Raw genomic sequence first — 16,893 nt, forward strand, 5'->3', positions numbered from 1 at the left:
GTGCCGCCGGTGTCAGGCGTTGACGGTCTCCGGACGGTGGTCGGCGCTGCCCGCGCCGGTGTCGGAGTCGTCCATGGCGATGCCCTTGCGCTTGCTGAAGACCACCGACGCCACGATGATCAGCGTCGCGACCAGCGCGATGCTCACCCGCAGGCCGACGTTGCGGTCGTCGCCGACGCTCCAGGCCACCACGGCTGGCGCGATCAGCAGCGAGACCAGGTTCATCACCTTGATCAGCGGGTTGATGGCCGGGCCGGCGGTGTCCTTGAACGGGTCGCCGACGGTGTCGCCGATGACCGTGGCGGCGTGCGCCTCGGAACCCTTGCCGCCGTACGCGCCGTCCTCGACCAGCTTCTTGGCGTTGTCCCAGGCCCCACCGGAGTTGGACAGGAACACCGCCATCAGCGTGCCGGCTCCGATCGCGCCGGCCAGGTAGGAGGCCAGCGCGCCCGGGCCGAGGCCGAAGCCGACCGCGATCGGCGCCAGGATGGCGAGCAGGCCGGGCGTCATCAGCTCGCGCTGCGCGTCCCGGGTGCAGATGTCGACGACCTTGCCGTACTCCGGGCGCTGGGTGCGGTCCATGATGCCGGGCAGCTCACGGAACTGCCGGCGAACCTCCATCACGACCGCGCCGGCCGAGCGGGACACCGCGTTGATCGCCAGCCCGGAGAAGAGGAAGACGACCGCCGCACCGATGATCAACCCGACCAGGTTGCGCGGGTTGGCCACGTTCAGCGAGTTGAGAATCTCGGTGCCGACGTCGCCCACGCCGGCGTCCGCGTACGCGGTCCGCAGGGTGTCCGTGTACGAGCCGAACAGCGCGGTCGCCGCCAGCACTGCGGTGGCGATCGCGATGCCCTTGGTGATGGCCTTGGTGGTGTTGCCGACCGCGTCCAGCTCGGTGAGGACGCGCGCGCCGTGCTCGTCGATGTCGCCGGACATCTCCGCCACGCCCTGGGCGTTGTCGGAGATCGGCCCGAAGGTGTCCATGGCGACGATGACGCCGACGGTAGTGAGCAGGCCGGTGCCGGCCAGCGCCACCGCGAACAGCGACAGCGTGATGGAGCTGCCGCCGAGCAGGAACGCACCAAAGACGCCGGCGCCGATCAGCAGCGCCGAGTAGACCGCCGACTCCAGGCCGACGCTGATGCCGGCGAGGATGACGGTGGCCGCGCCGGTCTGCGAGCTCTTGCCGATGTCCTGCACGGGCCGCTTGTTGGTCTCGGTGAAGTAGCCGGTCAGCGCCTGGATCGCGGCGGCCAGCACGATGCCGATCACCACCGCGCCGATGGCCACCAGTCGCGGGTTGCGGTCGACGTCGGTGAGGCCACCCTCCAGGTCGGCGAAGGTCGCCGGCAGGTACGCGTACGCGGCGATCGCCACCAGCACCGCGGAGATCACGGCGGAGATGTAGAAGGCCCGGTTGATCGCGGTGAGACCGTTGCGGTCGGAGGCGCGCAGCCGGGTGATGAAGACGCCGACGATGGCGACCAGTACGCCGATCGTGGAGATGATCAGCGGGAAGACCAAGCCGTCCTCGCCGAAGGCGGCCCGCCCGAGGATCAGCGCGGCCACCAGCGTCACCGCGTACGACTCGAACAGGTCGGCGGCCATGCCGGCGCAGTCACCGACGTTGTCGCCCACGTTGTCGGCGATGGTGGCGGCGTTGCGCGGGTCGTCCTCGGGGATGCCCTGCTCGACCTTGCCGACCAGGTCGGCGCCGACGTCGGCGGCCTTGGTGAAGATGCCGCCGCCGACCCGCATGAACATCGCCAGCAGGGCGGCGCCGAAGCCGAAGCCCTCCAGCACCGTGGGCGCGTCACCCCGGTAGACCAGGACGACCAGCGCGGCGCCGAAGAGGCCGAGGCCGACGGTGAGGAAGCCGACGACGCCACCGGTCCGGAAGGCGATCTTCATGGCGGCCTCGCGGCCACCCTGTCGCTCCCGGGCGGCGGCGGCCACGCGCAGGTTCGCGCGGGTGGCCAGCCACATGCCGGCGCCACCGATGGACGCGCTGAACACGGCGCCCACCACGAAGAAGAGCGAGCGGCCGAGCTTCACGGCCATCTCGCTCCCGTCGGTGTCGTGCACCGGCAGCAGGAAGAGCAGCACCACGGCGACGACGACGAAGATCGCCAAGGTGCGGAACTGGCGGAGCAGGTAGGCCGAGGCGCCCTCCTGGACCGCCCCCGAGATCTCCTGCATGTTGGTGGTGCCCTTGCCGGCGGCCAGCACGGTCTTCGTCAACGCGGCGGCGAAGACGAGCGCCACCAGCGCGATGACCGCGGCGATGACGACGTACGTGACATTGCCTCCGGTAAGGGAAAGCCCGCCGCCATCGGCGGCCAAGGTCTCGGACATCTGTGTCCTCCTGTTACCGAACACTCGCGTCGACGGGTGGAGACGCACCGGTCGACGCCTGGATGCGGACTCGCAAGCGCGCGCCAACCCACCCCAGCGGACCAGCGATGACCACCCATACCCGCTGGCTGCGGGTTGGATCACTTGCTGACAACCCGGGTACTGTAGCCCTCCACAGTGTTCGAGGTCACAGGCAGGGGGCACCGTGTCTCGATGATCTTCGTCGCTGTGTTATGAAACGAAATCTGATATAGGGCCCGGTCCATGACGACAAGGCCGTATCCCCGGCGGGGACACGGCCTTGTGAGCAGTCCTTCGGAAGTCAGCGCCCGACGGGCCACACCATTCGCACCTCGGTGCCGATGCCCTCGTCGACCGGGCGCACCTGCAGGTCCTCCACGAAGCCCGCGAGCAGAGCGAACCCGACACCGGTGGTCAACGCCTCGTCGGTCAGCGACTCGTCGGCCAACTCGTCCGGCGGCAGCGCCGCCAGCCCGATGCTGGCCTCGATCGGCGCCCGGTCCACGACCCGCACCGCGTACGTGCCGCCGTCGGACATCTCCACCAGCACCGGATCGGCCAGGCCGTACTGACGGTGCAGCGCGACAGCCCGGGTGCACGCCTCACCGATGGCCAGGCGCACCTCGTCCAGCAGGTCCTCGCGGACACCGGCCCGTCGGGCGACGGCCACGCCGACCAGTCGGGCGGTACGCACGTGCACCGGGGCCGGAGAGAAGGAGAGCCGGACCGTCGCCATCACGCGTTGGCGCCGCTCGGGCCCGCGCCGGCCGCCGCCTCGACCGTGGCGTGCAGCGGGAACACCTGGTCCAGCGCCGTGATCCGGAAAATCTTGAGCAGCGGCTCCTTGTCACAGACCAGGGCAAACGAACCGCCGGCCGTGCGCAGCCGCTTGTGCGCGCCCACCAGCACGCCCAGCCCGGTCGAGTCGAGGAAGTCGACCCGCCCGAGGTCCACGATCACGTGCCGGGCGCCGCCGTCGATCAGCTCGAGGAGACGTTCGCGGAGCCGGGGCGCGGTGTAGACGTCCACCTCACCGCCGACCTCGAGCACCGTGTGCTCGCCCACGGTGCGCGTCGCCAGCGACAGCTCCATCGGTCCTCCTCGCCAGAGCCGTAAACTCTCCTGGGCATCTAACCACTACCGCCGGGACACCCTGCGGTCACCGGCGGCGGCTTTCCCTTACCCCAGGGCCCGGCTTTTCATCTCCGAACACCAGTGCGAGAGTGCAGGACGTGACTTCCTCCCCGCCGGTCGACCTGCTGCGCCGGCTGCGCGCACGGGGCGCGGGCGACCCGGTCACCCACGTCGAGCGGGTGCCCGCCCGCGTCGGGGTGCCGGCGCCGTGGCCGGCCTGGGCGCCGTCGGAGCTTCGGGCGGCGTTCGCCCGCCGCGGCGTGGTCGCGCCCTGGCAGCACCAGGCCGAGGCGGCCACCCTGGCGTACGACGGCGGCCACGTGATCATCGCCACCGGAACCGCGTCCGGCAAGTCCCTGGCGTACCAGCTCCCGGCGCTGGCCACGCTGCTCGCCGACCCCCGGGCCACCGTGCTCTACCTGGCGCCGACCAAGGCCCTCGCCGCCGACCAGCTGCGGGCCGTCGCCGGCCTGGAGCTGGAGGGGGTACGCCCCGCCACCTACGACGGGGACACGCCGCGCGCGGAACGGGAGTGGATCCGCCGACACTCCCGCTTCGTGCTGACCAATCCGGACATGCTGCACCACGGCATCCTGCCCGGCCACGCGCAGTGGTCCGGGTTCCTGCGCCGACTGGCGTACGTCGTGATCGACGAGTGCCACACCTACCGGGGTGTGTTCGGCTCGCACGTGGCGCACGTGCTGCGCCGCTTGCGCCGGCAGTGCGCGCGCTTCGGGGCCAGCCCGGTGTTCGTCCTCGCCTCGGCCACCTCGGGCGACCCGGCGACCGCCGCCGCGCGACTCACCGGCCTGCCGGTGACCGCGGTCACCGAGGACACCTCGCCGCGCGGCGGGGTGACCTTCGCGCTCTGGGAACCGCCACTGCTGCCACCCGACTCGGGCTCCTCTTCCCCGGTCCCCCCGCAGGCGACGGGCGACCACGACGACCTTCGCCAGGTCCGCCGCTCTGCTCTGCGCGAGACCGCGGACCTGCTCGCCGACACGGTCGCCGAGGGGGTACGCACCCTCGCGTTCGTCCGTTCCCGCAAGGGCGCCGAGGTGGTGGCGGCAAACGCGCGACGGGCGCTCGACGACGCCGTACCCGGGCTCGGCGACCGGGTCGCCGCCTACCGGGGCGGCTACCTGCGCGAGGAGCGCCGCGAGCTGGAACGCGCGCTGCTGCACGGTGACCTGCTCGGCCTGGCCTCCACCAACGCGCTGGAGCTGGGCGTGGACCTGGTGGGGCTGGACGCGGTGTTGATCTGCGGCTACCCGGGCACCCGGGCGTCGCTGTGGCAGCAGGCGGGCCGCGCCGGGCGTTCCGGCCAGGAGGCCCTAGCGGTGTTGGTGGCCCGGGACGACCCGCTGGACACCTACCTGGTGCACCACCCGGAGGCGATCTTCGGTGCGCCGGTGGAGGCGACGGTGCTCGACCCGGCCAACCCGTACGTGCTGGCCCCGCAACTGGCCTGCGCCGCCGCCGAGGCGCCGCTGACGCCGGCCGACCTGGTGCTCTTCGGTGACGGGGCGAAGGAGGCGGTGGACGAGCTGGTGGCAACCGGGGCGCTGCGGCAGCGGCCCACCGGCTGGTACTGGCGACACCGCGAGCGCCCCGAGGTGGAGCTGCGTGGCGAGGGCGGCGCGCCGGTCTGCGTGGTGGAGTCGGCCACCGGCCGGCTGCTCGGCACCGTCGACGGCGGCTCGTCCCACTTCCTGCTCCACCCCGGCGCGGTCTACCTGCACCAGGGCGTCTCGTACGTGGTCGACGAGCTGGACCTCGCCGACGGCTGCGCGTTGGTGCACGTCGAGGAGCCGGACTGGTCCACCCACGCCCGGGACGTCACCGACCTGTCCGTGGTGTCGGTGCGCTCCTACGTCGACGCCGGGCCGGTCGGCATGTTCCTCGGCGAGGTGGACGTCACCAGCCAGGTGGTGTCGTACCAGCGGCGCAGGATCGCCACCGGCGAGGTGATCGACACCCGGCCACTGGACCTGCCCGCCCGGGAGCTGCGGACGGTGGCGGTGTGGTTCACGCTGTCCGAGCGGTCGCTGACGTCCGCCGGGGTGCAGCCGGCCGACGTGCCGGGCGCGCTGCACGCCGCCGAGCACGCCGCGATCGGCCTGCTTCCGCTGATGGCGACGTGCGACAGGTGGGACATCGGCGGCCTCTCCACCGCCCTGCACCCGGACACCGAGGCGCCGACGGTCTTCGTCTACGACGGTCACCCGGGTGGCGCGGGCTTTGCGGAGCGCGCCTACGGGACGGCGTCGGCGTGGCTGCGGGCCACCCGCGACGCGATCGCGGAGTGCGGCTGCGAGACCGGCTGCCCGTCCTGCGTGCAGTCGCCGAAGTGCGGCAACGGCAACAACCCTCTCTCCAAGCCGGACGCGATCCGGGTCCTCGACGTGGTGCTGGGCAATCTGCCCTCCTGAGCCACCTTGCATGAATCCCGGTGGCACTGGGCACAATGGTTTGGGAGCGCTTCCATCGATGCTTGTGTTGTATTTCGCCCCCGCGCCCGAGGAGAAGTTGTGGCCGACACGATCGCTGAGACCGTCGACCTGCTCTACACCATCGACCAGGAACACCTCACCCTCGACCAGCAGATCGCGCTCGGGGCCGCGCTGGCCGCGCTGGCTCAGGCCGAACGGCTGGAGCAGATCAACGAGCGACTGCGCGGCATCCACCAGGTGCTCAACACCTGGTCGCTGAAGTCGACGGTGGACGGTCGCTGAATCCGCGCGTGACCGGTCCGGCCGGGCGGACCGGTCAGGCTGTGTCGTTCGGGCGAGCTGGTCGAGGTGGGCCGGGGTCGGGGTGGCCGGTTCGGGGTACGCGGGTTGGTCGGGTGGTGAGTCGGATGGGCATGGGCCGACGGCGGTTGCCCGGCTGTGCGAGACTCCGGCGCGACACCCCCTGAGGAGACCAGATGCAGCTCGACAACTTGCAGACCCTGCAGCAGTTCCACATCCGCCAGCGGCTCCGGATGATGGTCAACCAGTACGAGGTCCGGGCGGTCGCGCCGGACGGCAGCGAGGGCGAGCTGCTGGCCTTCGCGCAGCAGAAGCGGCTCGCTTTCAAGGAGCAGGTGACGATCTACACCGACGACTCCAAGCAACAGCCCCTGCTCGGCTTCAAGGCCCGCCAGCGCATCGACCTCGGCGCGACGTACGACGTCACCGACGCCGCGGGCAACCCGATCGGCCTGTTCCGTAAGGACTTCGCCCAGTCCCTGCTCCGCTCCACGTGGCACGTCGAGCAGGCCGGCCTGCCGCAGGTGACGGGTCAGGAGCGCAGCCTGCCGGTGGCGCTGCTCCGCCGGTTCGTCGACTCGCTCTCCTGGCTGCCGTACCACTTCGACTTCCTCGCCGGCGGCCAGCCCGTCTTCTCGGTGGTCAAGAAGTGGGGCCTGCGTGACAAGTACGTCGTCGAGGTGCAGAACCCGCAGATCGACCGCCGCCTCGTCATCGCCATGGCCGTCGCCCTGGACGCGCTCCAGTCCCGCTGACGCATCCTGCTGGCGTTTCGCCGCCCACCCCTCGGCCGCTGGGCTTTGCTCTGCTTCAGCCGAGGAAACAGTTGGCGTCCGGTATCCGGACACCGGGTGTTGCCTATGGTGAAGCAGAGCAAAGGGGACTCACAGGCAGCTTGGGTCCGCCGGGCCGGTGCGCCGAGTCCGCCGGACCGGTCCGCCGAGTCCGCCGGGCCGTTGCGCCTGGGTGCGGCGAGTTCTCTGGAGTTGCGGCTGGCCGGGACGGGGCTCACCGTCCCGTCCCGGCCAGCCGGCTGCCCCGGCCACCCCCGCTCCGCCTCAGTCGCTCAGCCGCGCACCGGCCCGGCGCGGGCGGTCGACGCCGCTACCCGGGTCAGACCCGGAATCGGCGTGAACGTCACCTCGACGGTCACCAGCACGTCCAGCCCGTCGACGGCGCAGTCCACCATTCGGCCGCCGTTGCGCCGGACGATGTCCACGACGGAGCCGCACGCCGCCGCGTCACCATCGAATGCTCGGCTAGCACCGGCCAGCGCGCCGAGATCAGCGGCCACCGCCGCCCGCTGGGCCGCCATCCCGGTCGCGGCGACGGCGGCGCCGAATGTCCCGACCAACACGAACACGAGCCCCAGCGCGAGCAGCAGGACCGTCGCCCCGCCCCGGTCCGCGCCCGTGCGGCCCATCACCCAGTCCCCTCGTTGACGCCTGGCTCCACCGCTGCGACGGCGGTGGCGGCCACGGCGATTCGTGGTAGCCGGCCGCCCAGCGCACGGACGGGTGCCCGGACGGTCGCCTGCACCCGGTCGCCGTCGATCGACACCGACACCTCAGCCCCCGGCGGCGCGGTCCGTGCACCGTCCGCGTTGCCGGCACCCCGGGCGGCGGCGAGCGCGGCTTCCCGGGCGGTGTGCAGGCAACTCGCCTGTGTGCTGACGGCGTTCACCGCCGTCAGGCCGGCGAGCAGGAGCAGGAGAAGCGCCGGCAGGCCGGCCGCCAGTTCGGCGGTGAAGGATCCCCGCTCGCCGCCGACGATGTGGGCCTTCCGGTCGCCGTCGGACGCGTGCCCGGGAGCGTCCGTGTTCCGCATACGGTCGACCTGCCGGCGCCGGATCACTTGAGTGCCCGGTCGATGACCGCGGTCAGCGCCGACTGGACGTTGCCGGAGGTCAGCACCTTCAACAGGATCCCGGCGAAGGCCACCGCGGCGAGCGTGCCGACGGCGTACTCGGCGGTGTTCATTCCGTCGTCGCCCCGCAGTCGGGCGATGAGTTTGCGCATGGATCTTCCCTTCCTCGATGGGTCAGAGCACGTCGCCGAGAACGGCGACGATCACCGGCACCAGGCCGGCGAGAATGAACGCGGGCAGGAAACAGAGCCCCAGTGGCAGCACGATGAGGACGCCGGCCCGACGGGCCGACGCCTCGGCCGCGGTGGCCCGGTCGGCCCGCAGGTCGTCGGCGAGACGGGTCAGCGCACCGGCCAGCGCCGCGCCGCTGTTGGCCGAGCGGAACGCCGCCGCGGCCATCCGATCCGCCCCTGGCACACCGTCCAACGCCGACCACGCCTCCGCTGGGCCGCCGCCGAGGAGCAACGTGCGGCCCACCCGGGCCAGTCGGGTGGCCAGCGGGCCGTCCAACGCCTCGGCGACGGCCAGGACCGAGCGGTCCACCGGCGCACCGGCCCGCATCGCCGCCGCCAGGAGGTCGGCGGCGAGCGGCAGGTCGGCGGCCTCCCGAAGCCGCTGGTTGCGTACGGCGGGAGGCTCGATCCGCCGCAGCGACACATCCAACAGGACGGCGACCGGAACGGCGCCCAGCCATCCGAACCAGCCCTCGGCAACCACTGCCACGGCAAGCCCGGCCATGCCTGCCGCGAGCCGGATCGCGTCCGGACGGCGCCGTATGCCCGCAGTCCCGCGAGTGGACAACACCGGAGACATCAGGTGGTCCGCCCCGGTCCAGCGCCCAGCCGCTCAGCCCAGAAGAGGCCGACGATCTGCAGGGCGACCGCGAGGACCGCGCACACCCCACCGACCGTGTCGTGCAGGAGCACCGCCAGGGGGTCGACCCCGATCCCGTAACCGAGCCCGATCCCACCGATCGGCAACGCAGCCAGCAACCAGGCGGTGGCGCGTGCGCCGGCCGCCTGTGCCGCTGCGGCGGCCAGCCCACGGTCGGTCGCACGGGCGTCCGCCTCTATCCGCTCGATCAGCTCCGCCAGCGGCGCGCCGGTCCGATCCGCCAGCCGCACGGCGGCCGAGGTCAGGTCACGAAGCCGATCGACGCCCGCCATCGACGCTCCCGCGACGGAGGTGATCTCGAGGGTCGACGGCATGGGCGAACCCGCCCGAAGGTCGGCCGCCAGGCCACACAGAAGGTCCAGGCTGCGCCGTCGAATCAGCTCGACCTGCCGATTCGTTCTCCAGCGCAGCAGGGCGCGGAGAGCGAGCGTGCCGTAGCCGGCCATCGCCACGGCGGCCACCGGCCCGCCGGACACGTCTCCGACACCTGCTCCCATCAGACCGGCCAGGAGCAGCACGCGACGCGGTGACCGTCGCGCGCGTACCAGAAGGGTCGAGACCGTCCTGTCCGGCTCGTGGCCCGCCGGCCCCACGAACAGCCCGCCGGCATCATGGTCCGGCTGGTCCACGATCGGCCTGTCCGGCTCGCGGCCTGCCGGCCCCGCCAACAGCCCGCCGGCCCGATGAACCGCCTGGTCGGCGAACAGCCCGCCGGCCCTCTGGTCCGCCTGGTCGGCGACCGGCCTGCCGGCCTCGTGGTGCGGGGAAGCGACGGCCGCCGGGGCTCCGGCCTCGGGCCTGGCAGTGGCAGCCGGGCGGCGCGAGTCCCGGCGGGCCGGCGGACGTGCCGGGCCGGCTGGTCGGGTGGGTCCCTCGGGTCCACCGGTCACCCTCGAACGGCCGGGGCTGTCGTCGAGGTCCCGGGTGGACCAGGCGACGGCCATGCGTCCGCTGCCGGTCCCCGGCTGCACGAGCACACCTGGGTCAGCCGAGGCGGCCGTGCCGCCGAGTTCGTCGGTCGGCCGGTCCTGCCCGCGAGCGAGGTCCCTGATCCACTCGACCAGGGCATCGTCCGGGTCGACGCCGGCACGCCGGGTCGGCGTCAGCACCCGACGCCGGCGGTCTCTGATGCTCTTCGCCCGCCAGGTCACCAGGATCGCGGTGGGCAACAGCAGTACCGCGAACAGCCCCATCGTGGCGTTCATGCCGGACCTGCCGATCCAGGCCACGGCTCGCTGAGGATCGGCGGGACCGCGACGCCCCGGTCCCGCAACAACGCGCCGAACGTACGGGCGGCCAGGCCCAGTCCTCGTCCACGTATCCAGGCGGGGACCACGGTGGCCAGGCGCTCGGGCCCTTCGGGGAGCAACAGACAGATCGATTCGAGGACGCGGCCCTGATCACCGCGACGCACCTGAAGCAGGACCTGTAGCGCGGCGACCACCTGGGCGTGCAGCGCGGCGCGGGGCAGCCCGCCGAGCATGCCGAGCGCCTCCAGCCGGGCCGGCACGTCGTAGGGGCTGTTGGCGTGCAGCGTGCCGGCACCGCCGTCGTGACCCGTGTTCAACGCGGCCAGCAGGTCGACCACCTCTGCGCCCCGGCATTCCCCGACGACCAGGCGGTCCGGGCGCATCCGCAGCGCCTGCCGGACCAGGTCTCCGAGGCTGACCACGCCCGTCCCCTCGACGTTGGCGGTACGGGCCTGGAGCCCGACCACGTGCGGATGCCCCGGCTGAAGCTCTGCCGCGTCCTCGACCAGGACGATCCGTTCGGTGGCCGGCACCAACCCGAGCAGGGTGTTGAGCAGGGTCGTCTTGCCCGAGCCCGTGCCGCCGGTGACCAGGTACGCCAACCGGGCCGCGACGACGGCGGCGAGCAGCGGTGCCACCGGTCGCGGCACCGTCCCCTGGCTCACCAGCTCGTCGAGCGTGTACGGGCGATGCCGGAAAGTCCGCAGAGACAGGTAGGGGCCCTCGGTCGCCACCGGAGGCAGTACGGCGTGCAGGCGGGTGCCGTCGGGCAGGCGGGCGTCCGCGTACGGGGAGCCGTCGTCGAGCCGCCGACCCGCGCTGGCGATGAGCCGCTGCGCCAACCGGCGAACGTCGTCGACCGAGCCCACCGGGATTGCCACCTGGTGCAGCCCCGTGCCCCGGTCGACCCAGACGCGGACGCCGTTGACCAGGACGTCGGTCACCTCTGGATCGGCCAGCAGCGGGGCGAGTGGTCCGGCGCCGACAAGGTCGTCGTGCACCCGGTCGGCGATCCGCAGGACGGCGGTGTCACCCAGCACGGCGGCGGTGGGTTCGGCGCGTACGGCGGACACGATCGCCGCCGGGGTGACCGGGTCGGTGGCGGCGACGATCCGCTGCCGCACCCGGGCCGCGAAGGAGGTGTCCTCAGGCTGGCCGCTCATGCCACACCGGTCGTGGCGCCGGTGAGGTCCGCGACGATCCGCTGGCACAGCGCGGCGAGCGGACCCTTGCCCGCCGCCGCCGGCGCCTCGCCGCGTTCGAGGCCCCGGCAGAGGCCGGGCTCGGGGCGCAGCGTGCCGGCGAGGGGAAGCCCGAGGGCCCGTGCCACCTCGGTGGCGCGAAGGCGGCCCGGGGCGGGCCCGCGCACCACCACCGAGAGCGCGTCGCAGTGTGGTGCCGCCACCGCCACCACCCGGGCGGCGGCCGCGGTGGCACGCAACTCCGCCGGTACGACGACGAACGCCTGGTCGGCCGCCTGCAACGCGACCACGGCGGCGTCGTCGAACTGCCGGGGCAGGTCGATCACCACGAAGTCCCGGCCCCGGTGGGCGGCGTCGACGGTCGCCGCCATGGCCGCGGCGGGCAGCGCCAGCATCTCGCCGCGGTCCCAGGAGAGCACCACCAGGTCGCCCCGACTGGGCAGGGCCTGGACCAACGCGGGTGCGTCCACCCGCCCGTCCGCGCTGGTGAGCGACGGCCACCGCAGCCCCTCCAACTGTTCCCAGCCGAGGACGAGATCGAGGCCACCGCCGAGCGGATCGGCGTCGATGAGCAGAGTGCGCAGTCGGGCCCGCGCGGCGGTCACGGCGAGCCCACCGGCGAGCACGCTCGCCCCGGCGCCACCTCGGCCACCGAACAACGCGACGACCCGCGCACCCGGGCCGCCCGGCTGGTCCGGGCCGTGCTCGGCCAGGCGGTCCACGAGCCACGGCTCGGCGGCGGGCAGCGCGGCGACGTGTTCGGCGCCGATCAGCTCGGCGATCTGCCAGCCGGGGTCGATCTGACCGGTCCGGCCGACGAGCACCAACCGGGGCCGCTTCGGTAGTCGGGCCCGCAGGCACGCCTGAGACTGGTCGACACCGAGCAGCACCAGCGGCGCGGAGGCCCAGCGGGTGCGTGCCGCGGCCGGGTCGGCGGCGAGTTCCACCTCGGTCCCGCCAGCGGCGGCGAGCCGGAGCAGGTCGTCGAGCAGGTCGCTGTCCCCAGTGACGACCAGTGGGAGCCGTCGGATCGGCGGGACGGAGGTACGGGGTGCCATCGCGGCCTCCAGCGGTCGGGATCGGATGCACCGCCGACCCTGCTCGCGGTGAACCCCGAACGACGCCCCCGACCCGGCCGCCTGTGGACAACTCAGGGGCCTGTGGACAACGCCCGCCGAGACGGTTGATCTGCTACGCGCACCGGCGTTCGCGCAGCTAGCGGCTCTGCCGCAAAAACAGCCCGGGGCCGCTCCCGAGAGAGCGGCCCCAGAAATCGCTGGTCAGCCGACGCGGGCGGTCCAGGCGGTGTCGATGATCGTCTGGTACGCGCTGATCCGTACCGGCCTGAGCGTCAGCATCTCGTGGGCGAGCAGGCCGCCCGTGATCGCATCGAAGATCAGGAGGGACTGGGCGTCGTGCTCCCGGTCGTCGTGGGTGACCGCGACACCGGCCCGACCGGCGCGATCGGTCACCTGCCCCCGCCAGCGCAGGCCGGGCAGGTCGGCGAGGACCCGCAGGATCTCCGCCCGGGTGGCGCGCGGTATGACGTACCGCGCGTAGAGCGTGCCGACCGCCTTGCTCGCCGACCCCGGGCCGTACTCAATCTTGAGCAGTTCCCGCAGTCGCACCGGATCGGCCGGTGGTGGCGTCAGCTCCATCGGCGGCAGCGGAATCAGCGACCATTGGGAAGAATCGGCCGGGCCCTGGGGGATCTTGCGCCGCCAGTACGCCTGGGACTCTTCGTCGGGGTACTGCGGCTCCTGCTGGGTGTTGGCCTGGCTGCCGGTCCCGTCCGCGGCCTGCCACACCTTCGTCTCGCCGACAAAGGCGACGTGGTAACGGTCGTCGGGCGAACTCATCACCGGGTCACCCCACACCTTCGTGTGGTGGTACATGTAGCGCCCGCCGCGGTTGTCGTACCCCGCGTCCTTGATCTTGTTCGCCAGCGTGCGCAGCCGCGGGCCGGCGGCCGGCGGGTCGGCGTCGAACTGGTAAGCGACCGGCACGAGCACCAGCCCGGCCGCGTCCCCGGGCCCACCCGGGACGTCCGGCGTGCGCTCGCCGGACGGCCGCAGTGCGGCCGCCGCACCGGCCGCCACCGCGAGCGTCCCGGCCGTCAGGACGAGCCGGCGAGTCGGGCGTACGCGCCGATGCGCCGCCGCCTCGGCGACGCCGGCACGATCGATCAACTCGTGGGCCGCGACCGAGGGCGGCGCGACGGTCGCGCTCCGAGCCGGATCGGCCGGGCCGATGAGGGTACGGGTACGTGCCACCGAAAACATCACAGCTCCTCTCGCGTGCTCGCCAACAGTGGGCGGCGGGGACGGACCGGCCGGCTCGACATCGCCACGGCCAGTCGACGGCGAGCGCGGTGCAGGCGCACCGCCATGGTCGTCCGAGTGCAGCCGAGGACCTGCGCGGCCTCGGACACCGTCAACTCCTCCCAGCCAACGAGCCGCAGGATCTCCTGGTCGAGGTCGTTGAGGGTCGCCAGGGCCGCCCGGATGTCGGCGACCCCCACGGTCGTGTCCGCACCGGACGGATCGGCCACCCGCGTCAGGTCGGCATCCACGATCGGCAGAAGATCCGGTGCGGCCCGCCGGGAGCGCCACTGGTTGGCCAACAGGCGCCGGGCCACGCCGTACAGCCAGGGCAGACTGCGGTCCGGCACCTCGCCGCGCCGCCGCCACGCGACGACGAACACCTCCTGGGCGAGTTCCGCCGACGCGTCGGCGTCGCCGAGGCGGCGCAGGCCGTACTTGACGATGTGCGCGTACTCGGCGGCGTAGAGGCTGGTGAACCAGACCTCGTCGCGCTTTCCCGGTGGACCCACCCGAACCCCCACTGCCTCGGCGACTCTCACCCTGTCTTGTGTCGCGGGAGGCTCGACGATTACCGCGCCATCGAGGACGTGAGGTCCTCAGCGCCTGTCCCGGCCGCCGTCGGTGCAGCATCCTCGTCACTCAACGGACTGGACGGCTGAAGGCACGGCCCAGCCCAGGTCGTAGTCCCCTAGCGACCTGGGCTCGGCATCGATGACGGGTGGCAGAATCGTTCTCCTTCCGCCTCCACTCGGCTCGATTCACGCACGAGCGCAACCTGGGAGGAACCGGGTTTCGAGTTGACCCACATCGCCTATTACATCTCGACGACAATGGAATTGGAATGGGAGGAGATGTTCGTGGCATGCCGCCGATGATTGGCGGCGGCTTCCTGTCACCGGTGCTACGGTCAGGGGTAGTTCCTGAAGCCTCCCTCCGCACTGCGTGTCAGTTTCTCGACCAGTTGATCGGAGGCAAGAACCCGAGCAGGGGAACGTCTTTAGCAGCACTGATGAACGATGCAGTCGTTTCTTACAATTCGCATGAATTCTCTAGCTCACTTGTTTCCGCGTGGACGATCTGTGAAGCACTTCTGCAAGACAGGTGGGAGAAGCATCTTGCGGATGTCGCCAGCATGGTCCCACTTACCGCCAAGCGGAGGAAGTTTTTGCTTGGCCGCGACTTTACCGCTTCCATCGTTATCGAGAACCTTGCGATCGCAGGTAAGTACCCGCTGGACCTCTATGAGCAGATTGGAGTTTCCCGCAATCTGCCCGGTGTGGAATCGGCAGCGCAGGTTTCGACCGCCGGAGGCGGCACAGGCCGCAACCCGCGACCTCCACCAACTCGCCGAACCCGGCCAGGGTGCGACATGGCAGCGCGGCCCGCGTAGGCCGTCTCGATGGAGTATCGAACCTCAAGTTCAGACCGCTCTAGATGGCGCTGCCGCGTTCCGCCGCACGCAGACATGCCGTACCGAGCGCTGCGATCGCACCGCAAGCCCCGCCCCGCCCCGCCCCGCCGGTCGATCATGAAGTTGTGGTGGGTCACAAAGCACCCGTAAATCTCCAAACCCGGCACCACAGCTCCATGATCGACAAGATCGGGCGGTGGTTACCCGCGATCTTGCACTTCCTGTGGCGGCATAAAGGGCATCCCGCTCATGTCGACGACAGAAAGTGCAAGATCGGCGGGGCGGGATCGGCGGAGCGGGGCGGGGCGGGCAGGGCGGGGGGTGTCTGCGGGCGAGGGGTTCCAGGAGCTTTCGACATGGCTACTTCGAGGGCGTGCCGAACCCGGCTCTCCATCGGTACGGGAGCGCTCCCCGCAAAGGGACGACCCCCGTCGGGGGGAGACGGGGGTCGTCAACGGTTCGGCTCCGGGGGGGTCGAGCCGAACCACTCAGCGGTCACGGGGGGTGCAACCGCCGAGGGCCTGTCTGTTTCGGGTATGTGAAAGCACGTCGTGCGGACAAGTCTGCCTGAGCGGGCCCGTCACGTCGAGTGGTGTTCACTCCACTCAGCGCGAAAATCTCCTCGCTGAATGTGAGCACGGTCACGCTGAGCGGTGGTGGGGGCGCCCGTCCGCAGGTCCGAGGGGTGGCCTGACCCCGGGCACCCGCCGACGATAGACCATCCGGCTAGACTTTCGCGCCGTGGGCCGAAGTGCCGCTTTCTTCGATCTGGACAAGACCGTCATCGCCAAGTCGAGCGCCCTGGCGTTCGGTCGGCCGTTCTACCGGGACGGGCTGATCACTCGGCGTGACGTGGTCAAGTCGGCGTACGCGCAGCTGATGTTCCGGCTGGGCGGCACCGACGAGCAGACCATGGCCCGAACACGGGATTACCTGGCCGCGCTCTGCAAGGGTTGGCAGGTGGAACAGGTCCGCCAGATCGTCGCGGAGACGCTCCACGAGCTGATCAACCCCTATGTGTACGCCGAAGCCGCCGCCCTGATCGAGGAGCACCAGGCGGCCGGGCGGGACGTGGTGCTGGTGTCGGCGTCCGGCGAGGAGATGGTCCGCCCGATCGGCGAGCTGCTCGGGGTGACCGACGTGATCGCCACCCGGATGACGGTGCGGGACGGCCGTTACAGCGGTGAGGTCGAATTCTACGCGGCCGGTCCGAGCAAGGTCGAGGCGGTCACCGAGTTGGCCGCCGTCCGGGACTACGACCTGGCCGACTCGTACGCCTACTCCGACTCGTACAGCGATCGTCCCCTGCTGGAGTGCGTGGGGCACCCGAGCGTGGTCAACCCGGACCGGCAGCTCCGCAAGCTGGCCTCGGAGAACGCCTGGCCGGTGCTGGAGTTCCGGCACCCGATTCCGCTGGGCCGCCGTTGGCGGGAGCGGCCGGCCGTCCCGGTCGCGGCGGCCGCGCTGGGGGTCGGTGTGGGAGTGGCGATCGGCATCGCCTGGTACGGCCGGCACCGCCGCACGCGCGCCGCCACCCCGGCCTGACCGCGGCCCGTCCCGGGCAACGCACGGCCTCTGCACTCGCCGACGACACCACCCTCGGTAGGCATCCGCTCTCTCGGCGCTCACCCTCACAGCGCCACCGATATCGTCGACAGTCGTCTATCCGACACAATC

17 protein-coding genes are annotated in these 16,893 nt (G+C 71.8%); 5 read left to right on the forward strand and 12 right to left on the reverse strand.

Features of this window, described 5'->3' with window-relative positions; genetic code table 11:
- Positions 1 to 12: 12 nt before the first annotated feature.
- The 3 genes from ABZ272_RS08730 to ABZ272_RS08740 all read right to left on the reverse strand — a co-directional run bounded on the left by ABZ272_RS08730 (position 13) and on the right by ABZ272_RS08740 (position 3,474).
- Positions 13 to 2,361, reverse strand: coding sequence for a sodium-translocating pyrophosphatase (locus tag ABZ272_RS08730; RefSeq protein WP_355049270.1), 2,349 nt, complete (start codon positions 2,359 to 2,361; stop codon positions 13 to 15).
- Between the two features lie 322 nt (positions 2,362 to 2,683).
- Positions 2,684 to 3,121: an ATP-binding protein gene (locus tag ABZ272_RS08735; RefSeq protein WP_355049271.1), complete on the reverse strand. Its 438-nt coding sequence runs from the start codon at positions 3,119 to 3,121 to the stop codon at positions 2,684 to 2,686.
- On the reverse strand, positions 3,118 to 3,474 hold the full coding sequence (locus tag ABZ272_RS08740; protein ID WP_355049272.1) for an STAS domain-containing protein: 357 nt from the start codon (positions 3,472 to 3,474) through the stop codon (positions 3,118 to 3,120). Before ABZ272_RS08740 ends, ABZ272_RS08735 begins: the two co-directional genes overlap by 4 nt.
- Before the next feature lie 131 nt (positions 3,475 to 3,605).
- On the opposite strand from ABZ272_RS08740, the gene ABZ272_RS08745 reads away from it, so the two are divergent.
- The 3 genes from ABZ272_RS08745 to ABZ272_RS08755 all read left to right on the forward strand — a co-directional run bounded on the left by ABZ272_RS08745 (position 3,606) and on the right by ABZ272_RS08755 (position 7,024).
- A complete protein-coding gene (locus ABZ272_RS08745; RefSeq protein WP_355049273.1) occupies positions 3,606 to 5,948 on the forward strand; it encodes a DEAD/DEAH box helicase in 2,343 nt (780 codons plus the stop codon).
- A 99-nt stretch (positions 5,949 to 6,047) separates the two neighbouring features.
- Complete coding sequence (locus ABZ272_RS08750) at positions 6,048 to 6,251, forward strand: hypothetical protein (protein WP_355049274.1); 204 nt, start codon at positions 6,048 to 6,050, stop codon at positions 6,249 to 6,251.
- A 194-nt stretch (positions 6,252 to 6,445) separates the two neighbouring features.
- Positions 6,446 to 7,024 carry a hypothetical protein gene (locus tag ABZ272_RS08755; RefSeq protein WP_355049275.1) on the forward strand — a complete coding sequence of 193 codons (579 nt, stop codon included), beginning with the start codon at positions 6,446 to 6,448 and terminating at the stop codon, positions 7,022 to 7,024.
- A 311-nt stretch (positions 7,025 to 7,335) separates the two neighbouring features.
- Here the strand turns inward: ABZ272_RS08755 and ABZ272_RS08760 are convergent, their stop codons facing one another.
- From ABZ272_RS08760 to ABZ272_RS08800, 9 genes are all read right to left on the reverse strand, one after another.
- Entirely contained in the window at positions 7,336 to 7,692 is a 357-nt protein-coding gene (locus tag ABZ272_RS08760) for an Rv3654c family TadE-like protein (protein ID WP_355049333.1), read from the reverse strand.
- Complete coding sequence (locus tag ABZ272_RS08765) at positions 7,692 to 8,096, reverse strand: TadE family type IV pilus minor pilin (protein ID WP_355049276.1); 405 nt, start codon at positions 8,094 to 8,096, stop codon at positions 7,692 to 7,694. The genes ABZ272_RS08760 and ABZ272_RS08765 overlap by 1 nt, the downstream gene beginning before the upstream one ends.
- Positions 8,097 to 8,119: 23 nt before the next feature.
- Positions 8,120 to 8,287: a DUF4244 domain-containing protein gene (locus ABZ272_RS08770; RefSeq protein ID WP_234584142.1), complete on the reverse strand. Its 168-nt coding sequence runs from the start codon at positions 8,285 to 8,287 to the stop codon at positions 8,120 to 8,122.
- 22 nt (positions 8,288 to 8,309) lie between these two features.
- On the reverse strand, positions 8,310 to 8,948 hold the full coding sequence (locus ABZ272_RS08775; protein ID WP_355049277.1) for a type II secretion system F family protein: 639 nt from the start codon (positions 8,946 to 8,948) through the stop codon (positions 8,310 to 8,312).
- On the reverse strand, positions 8,948 to 10,234 hold the full coding sequence (locus tag ABZ272_RS08780; protein WP_355049278.1) for a hypothetical protein: 1,287 nt from the start codon (positions 10,232 to 10,234) through the stop codon (positions 8,948 to 8,950). Before ABZ272_RS08780 ends, ABZ272_RS08775 begins: the two co-directional genes overlap by 1 nt.
- On the reverse strand, positions 10,231 to 11,442 hold the full coding sequence (locus tag ABZ272_RS08785; RefSeq protein ID WP_355049279.1) for a TadA family conjugal transfer-associated ATPase: 1,212 nt from the start codon (positions 11,440 to 11,442) through the stop codon (positions 10,231 to 10,233). The genes ABZ272_RS08780 and ABZ272_RS08785 overlap by 4 nt, the downstream gene beginning before the upstream one ends.
- Entirely contained in the window at positions 11,439 to 12,539 is a 1,101-nt protein-coding gene (ssd, locus tag ABZ272_RS08790; RefSeq protein WP_355049280.1) for a septum site-determining protein Ssd, read from the reverse strand. The genes ABZ272_RS08785 and ssd overlap by 4 nt, the downstream gene beginning before the upstream one ends.
- Before the next feature lie 222 nt (positions 12,540 to 12,761).
- Positions 12,762 to 13,763 (reverse strand): CU044_5270 family protein, encoded by a 1,002-nt coding sequence (locus tag ABZ272_RS08795; RefSeq protein WP_355049281.1) that lies wholly within the window; start codon positions 13,761 to 13,763, stop codon positions 12,762 to 12,764.
- Positions 13,763 to 14,314 carry a sigma-70 family RNA polymerase sigma factor gene (locus ABZ272_RS08800; protein ID WP_355049282.1) on the reverse strand — a complete coding sequence of 184 codons (552 nt, stop codon included), beginning with the start codon at positions 14,312 to 14,314 and terminating at the stop codon, positions 13,763 to 13,765. The genes ABZ272_RS08795 and ABZ272_RS08800 overlap by 1 nt, the downstream gene beginning before the upstream one ends.
- Before the next feature lie 209 nt (positions 14,315 to 14,523).
- Here ABZ272_RS08800 and ABZ272_RS08805 point away from each other — a divergent pair, with 209 nt between their 5' ends.
- A complete protein-coding gene (locus tag ABZ272_RS08805) occupies positions 14,524 to 15,195 on the forward strand; it encodes a hypothetical protein (protein WP_355049283.1) in 672 nt (223 codons plus the stop codon).
- Between the two features lie 762 nt (positions 15,196 to 15,957).
- Entirely contained in the window at positions 15,958 to 16,761 is an 804-nt protein-coding gene (locus tag ABZ272_RS08810) for an HAD-IB family hydrolase (protein WP_355049284.1), read from the forward strand.
- Positions 16,762 to 16,893: the final 132 nt, after the last annotated feature.

It is taken from the genome of Micromonospora sp. NPDC005979 (genome assembly GCF_040614415.1).
Classification (GTDB): domain Bacteria; phylum Actinomycetota; class Actinomycetes; order Mycobacteriales; family Micromonosporaceae; genus Micromonospora.

What these genes read in the sequence shown, in the direction of transcription:
- ABZ272_RS08760 (WP_355049333.1), bottom strand. Translation starts at nt 7,692, where the DNA reads ATGGGCCGCACGGGCGCGGACCGGGGCGGGGCGACGGTCCTGCTGCTC.
- ABZ272_RS08740 (WP_355049272.1), bottom strand. Translation starts at nt 3,474, where the DNA reads ATGGAGCTGTCGCTGGCGACGCGCACCGTGGGCGAGCACACGGTGCTC.
- ABZ272_RS08785 (WP_355049279.1), bottom strand. Translation starts at nt 11,442, where the DNA reads ATGAGCGGCCAGCCTGAGGACACCTCCTTCGCGGCCCGGGTGCGGCAG.
- ssd (WP_355049280.1), bottom strand. Translation starts at nt 12,539, where the DNA reads ATGGCACCCCGTACCTCCGTCCCGCCGATCCGACGGCTCCCACTGGTC.
- ABZ272_RS08730 (WP_355049270.1), bottom strand. Translation starts at nt 2,361, where the DNA reads ATGTCCGAGACCTTGGCCGCCGATGGCGGCGGGCTTTCCCTTACCGGA.
- ABZ272_RS08775 (WP_355049277.1), bottom strand. Translation starts at nt 8,948, where the DNA reads ATGTCTCCGGTGTTGTCCACTCGCGGGACTGCGGGCATACGGCGCCGT.
- ABZ272_RS08765 (WP_355049276.1), bottom strand. Translation starts at nt 8,096, where the DNA reads ATGCGGAACACGGACGCTCCCGGGCACGCGTCCGACGGCGACCGGAAG.
- ABZ272_RS08755 (WP_355049275.1), top strand. Translation starts at nt 6,446, where the DNA reads ATGCAGCTCGACAACTTGCAGACCCTGCAGCAGTTCCACATCCGCCAG.
- ABZ272_RS08795 (WP_355049281.1), bottom strand. Translation starts at nt 13,763, where the DNA reads ATGTTTTCGGTGGCACGTACCCGTACCCTCATCGGCCCGGCCGATCCG.
- ABZ272_RS08770 (WP_234584142.1), bottom strand. Translation starts at nt 8,287, where the DNA reads ATGCGCAAACTCATCGCCCGACTGCGGGGCGACGACGGAATGAACACC.
- ABZ272_RS08780 (WP_355049278.1), bottom strand. Translation starts at nt 10,234, where the DNA reads ATGAACGCCACGATGGGGCTGTTCGCGGTACTGCTGTTGCCCACCGCG.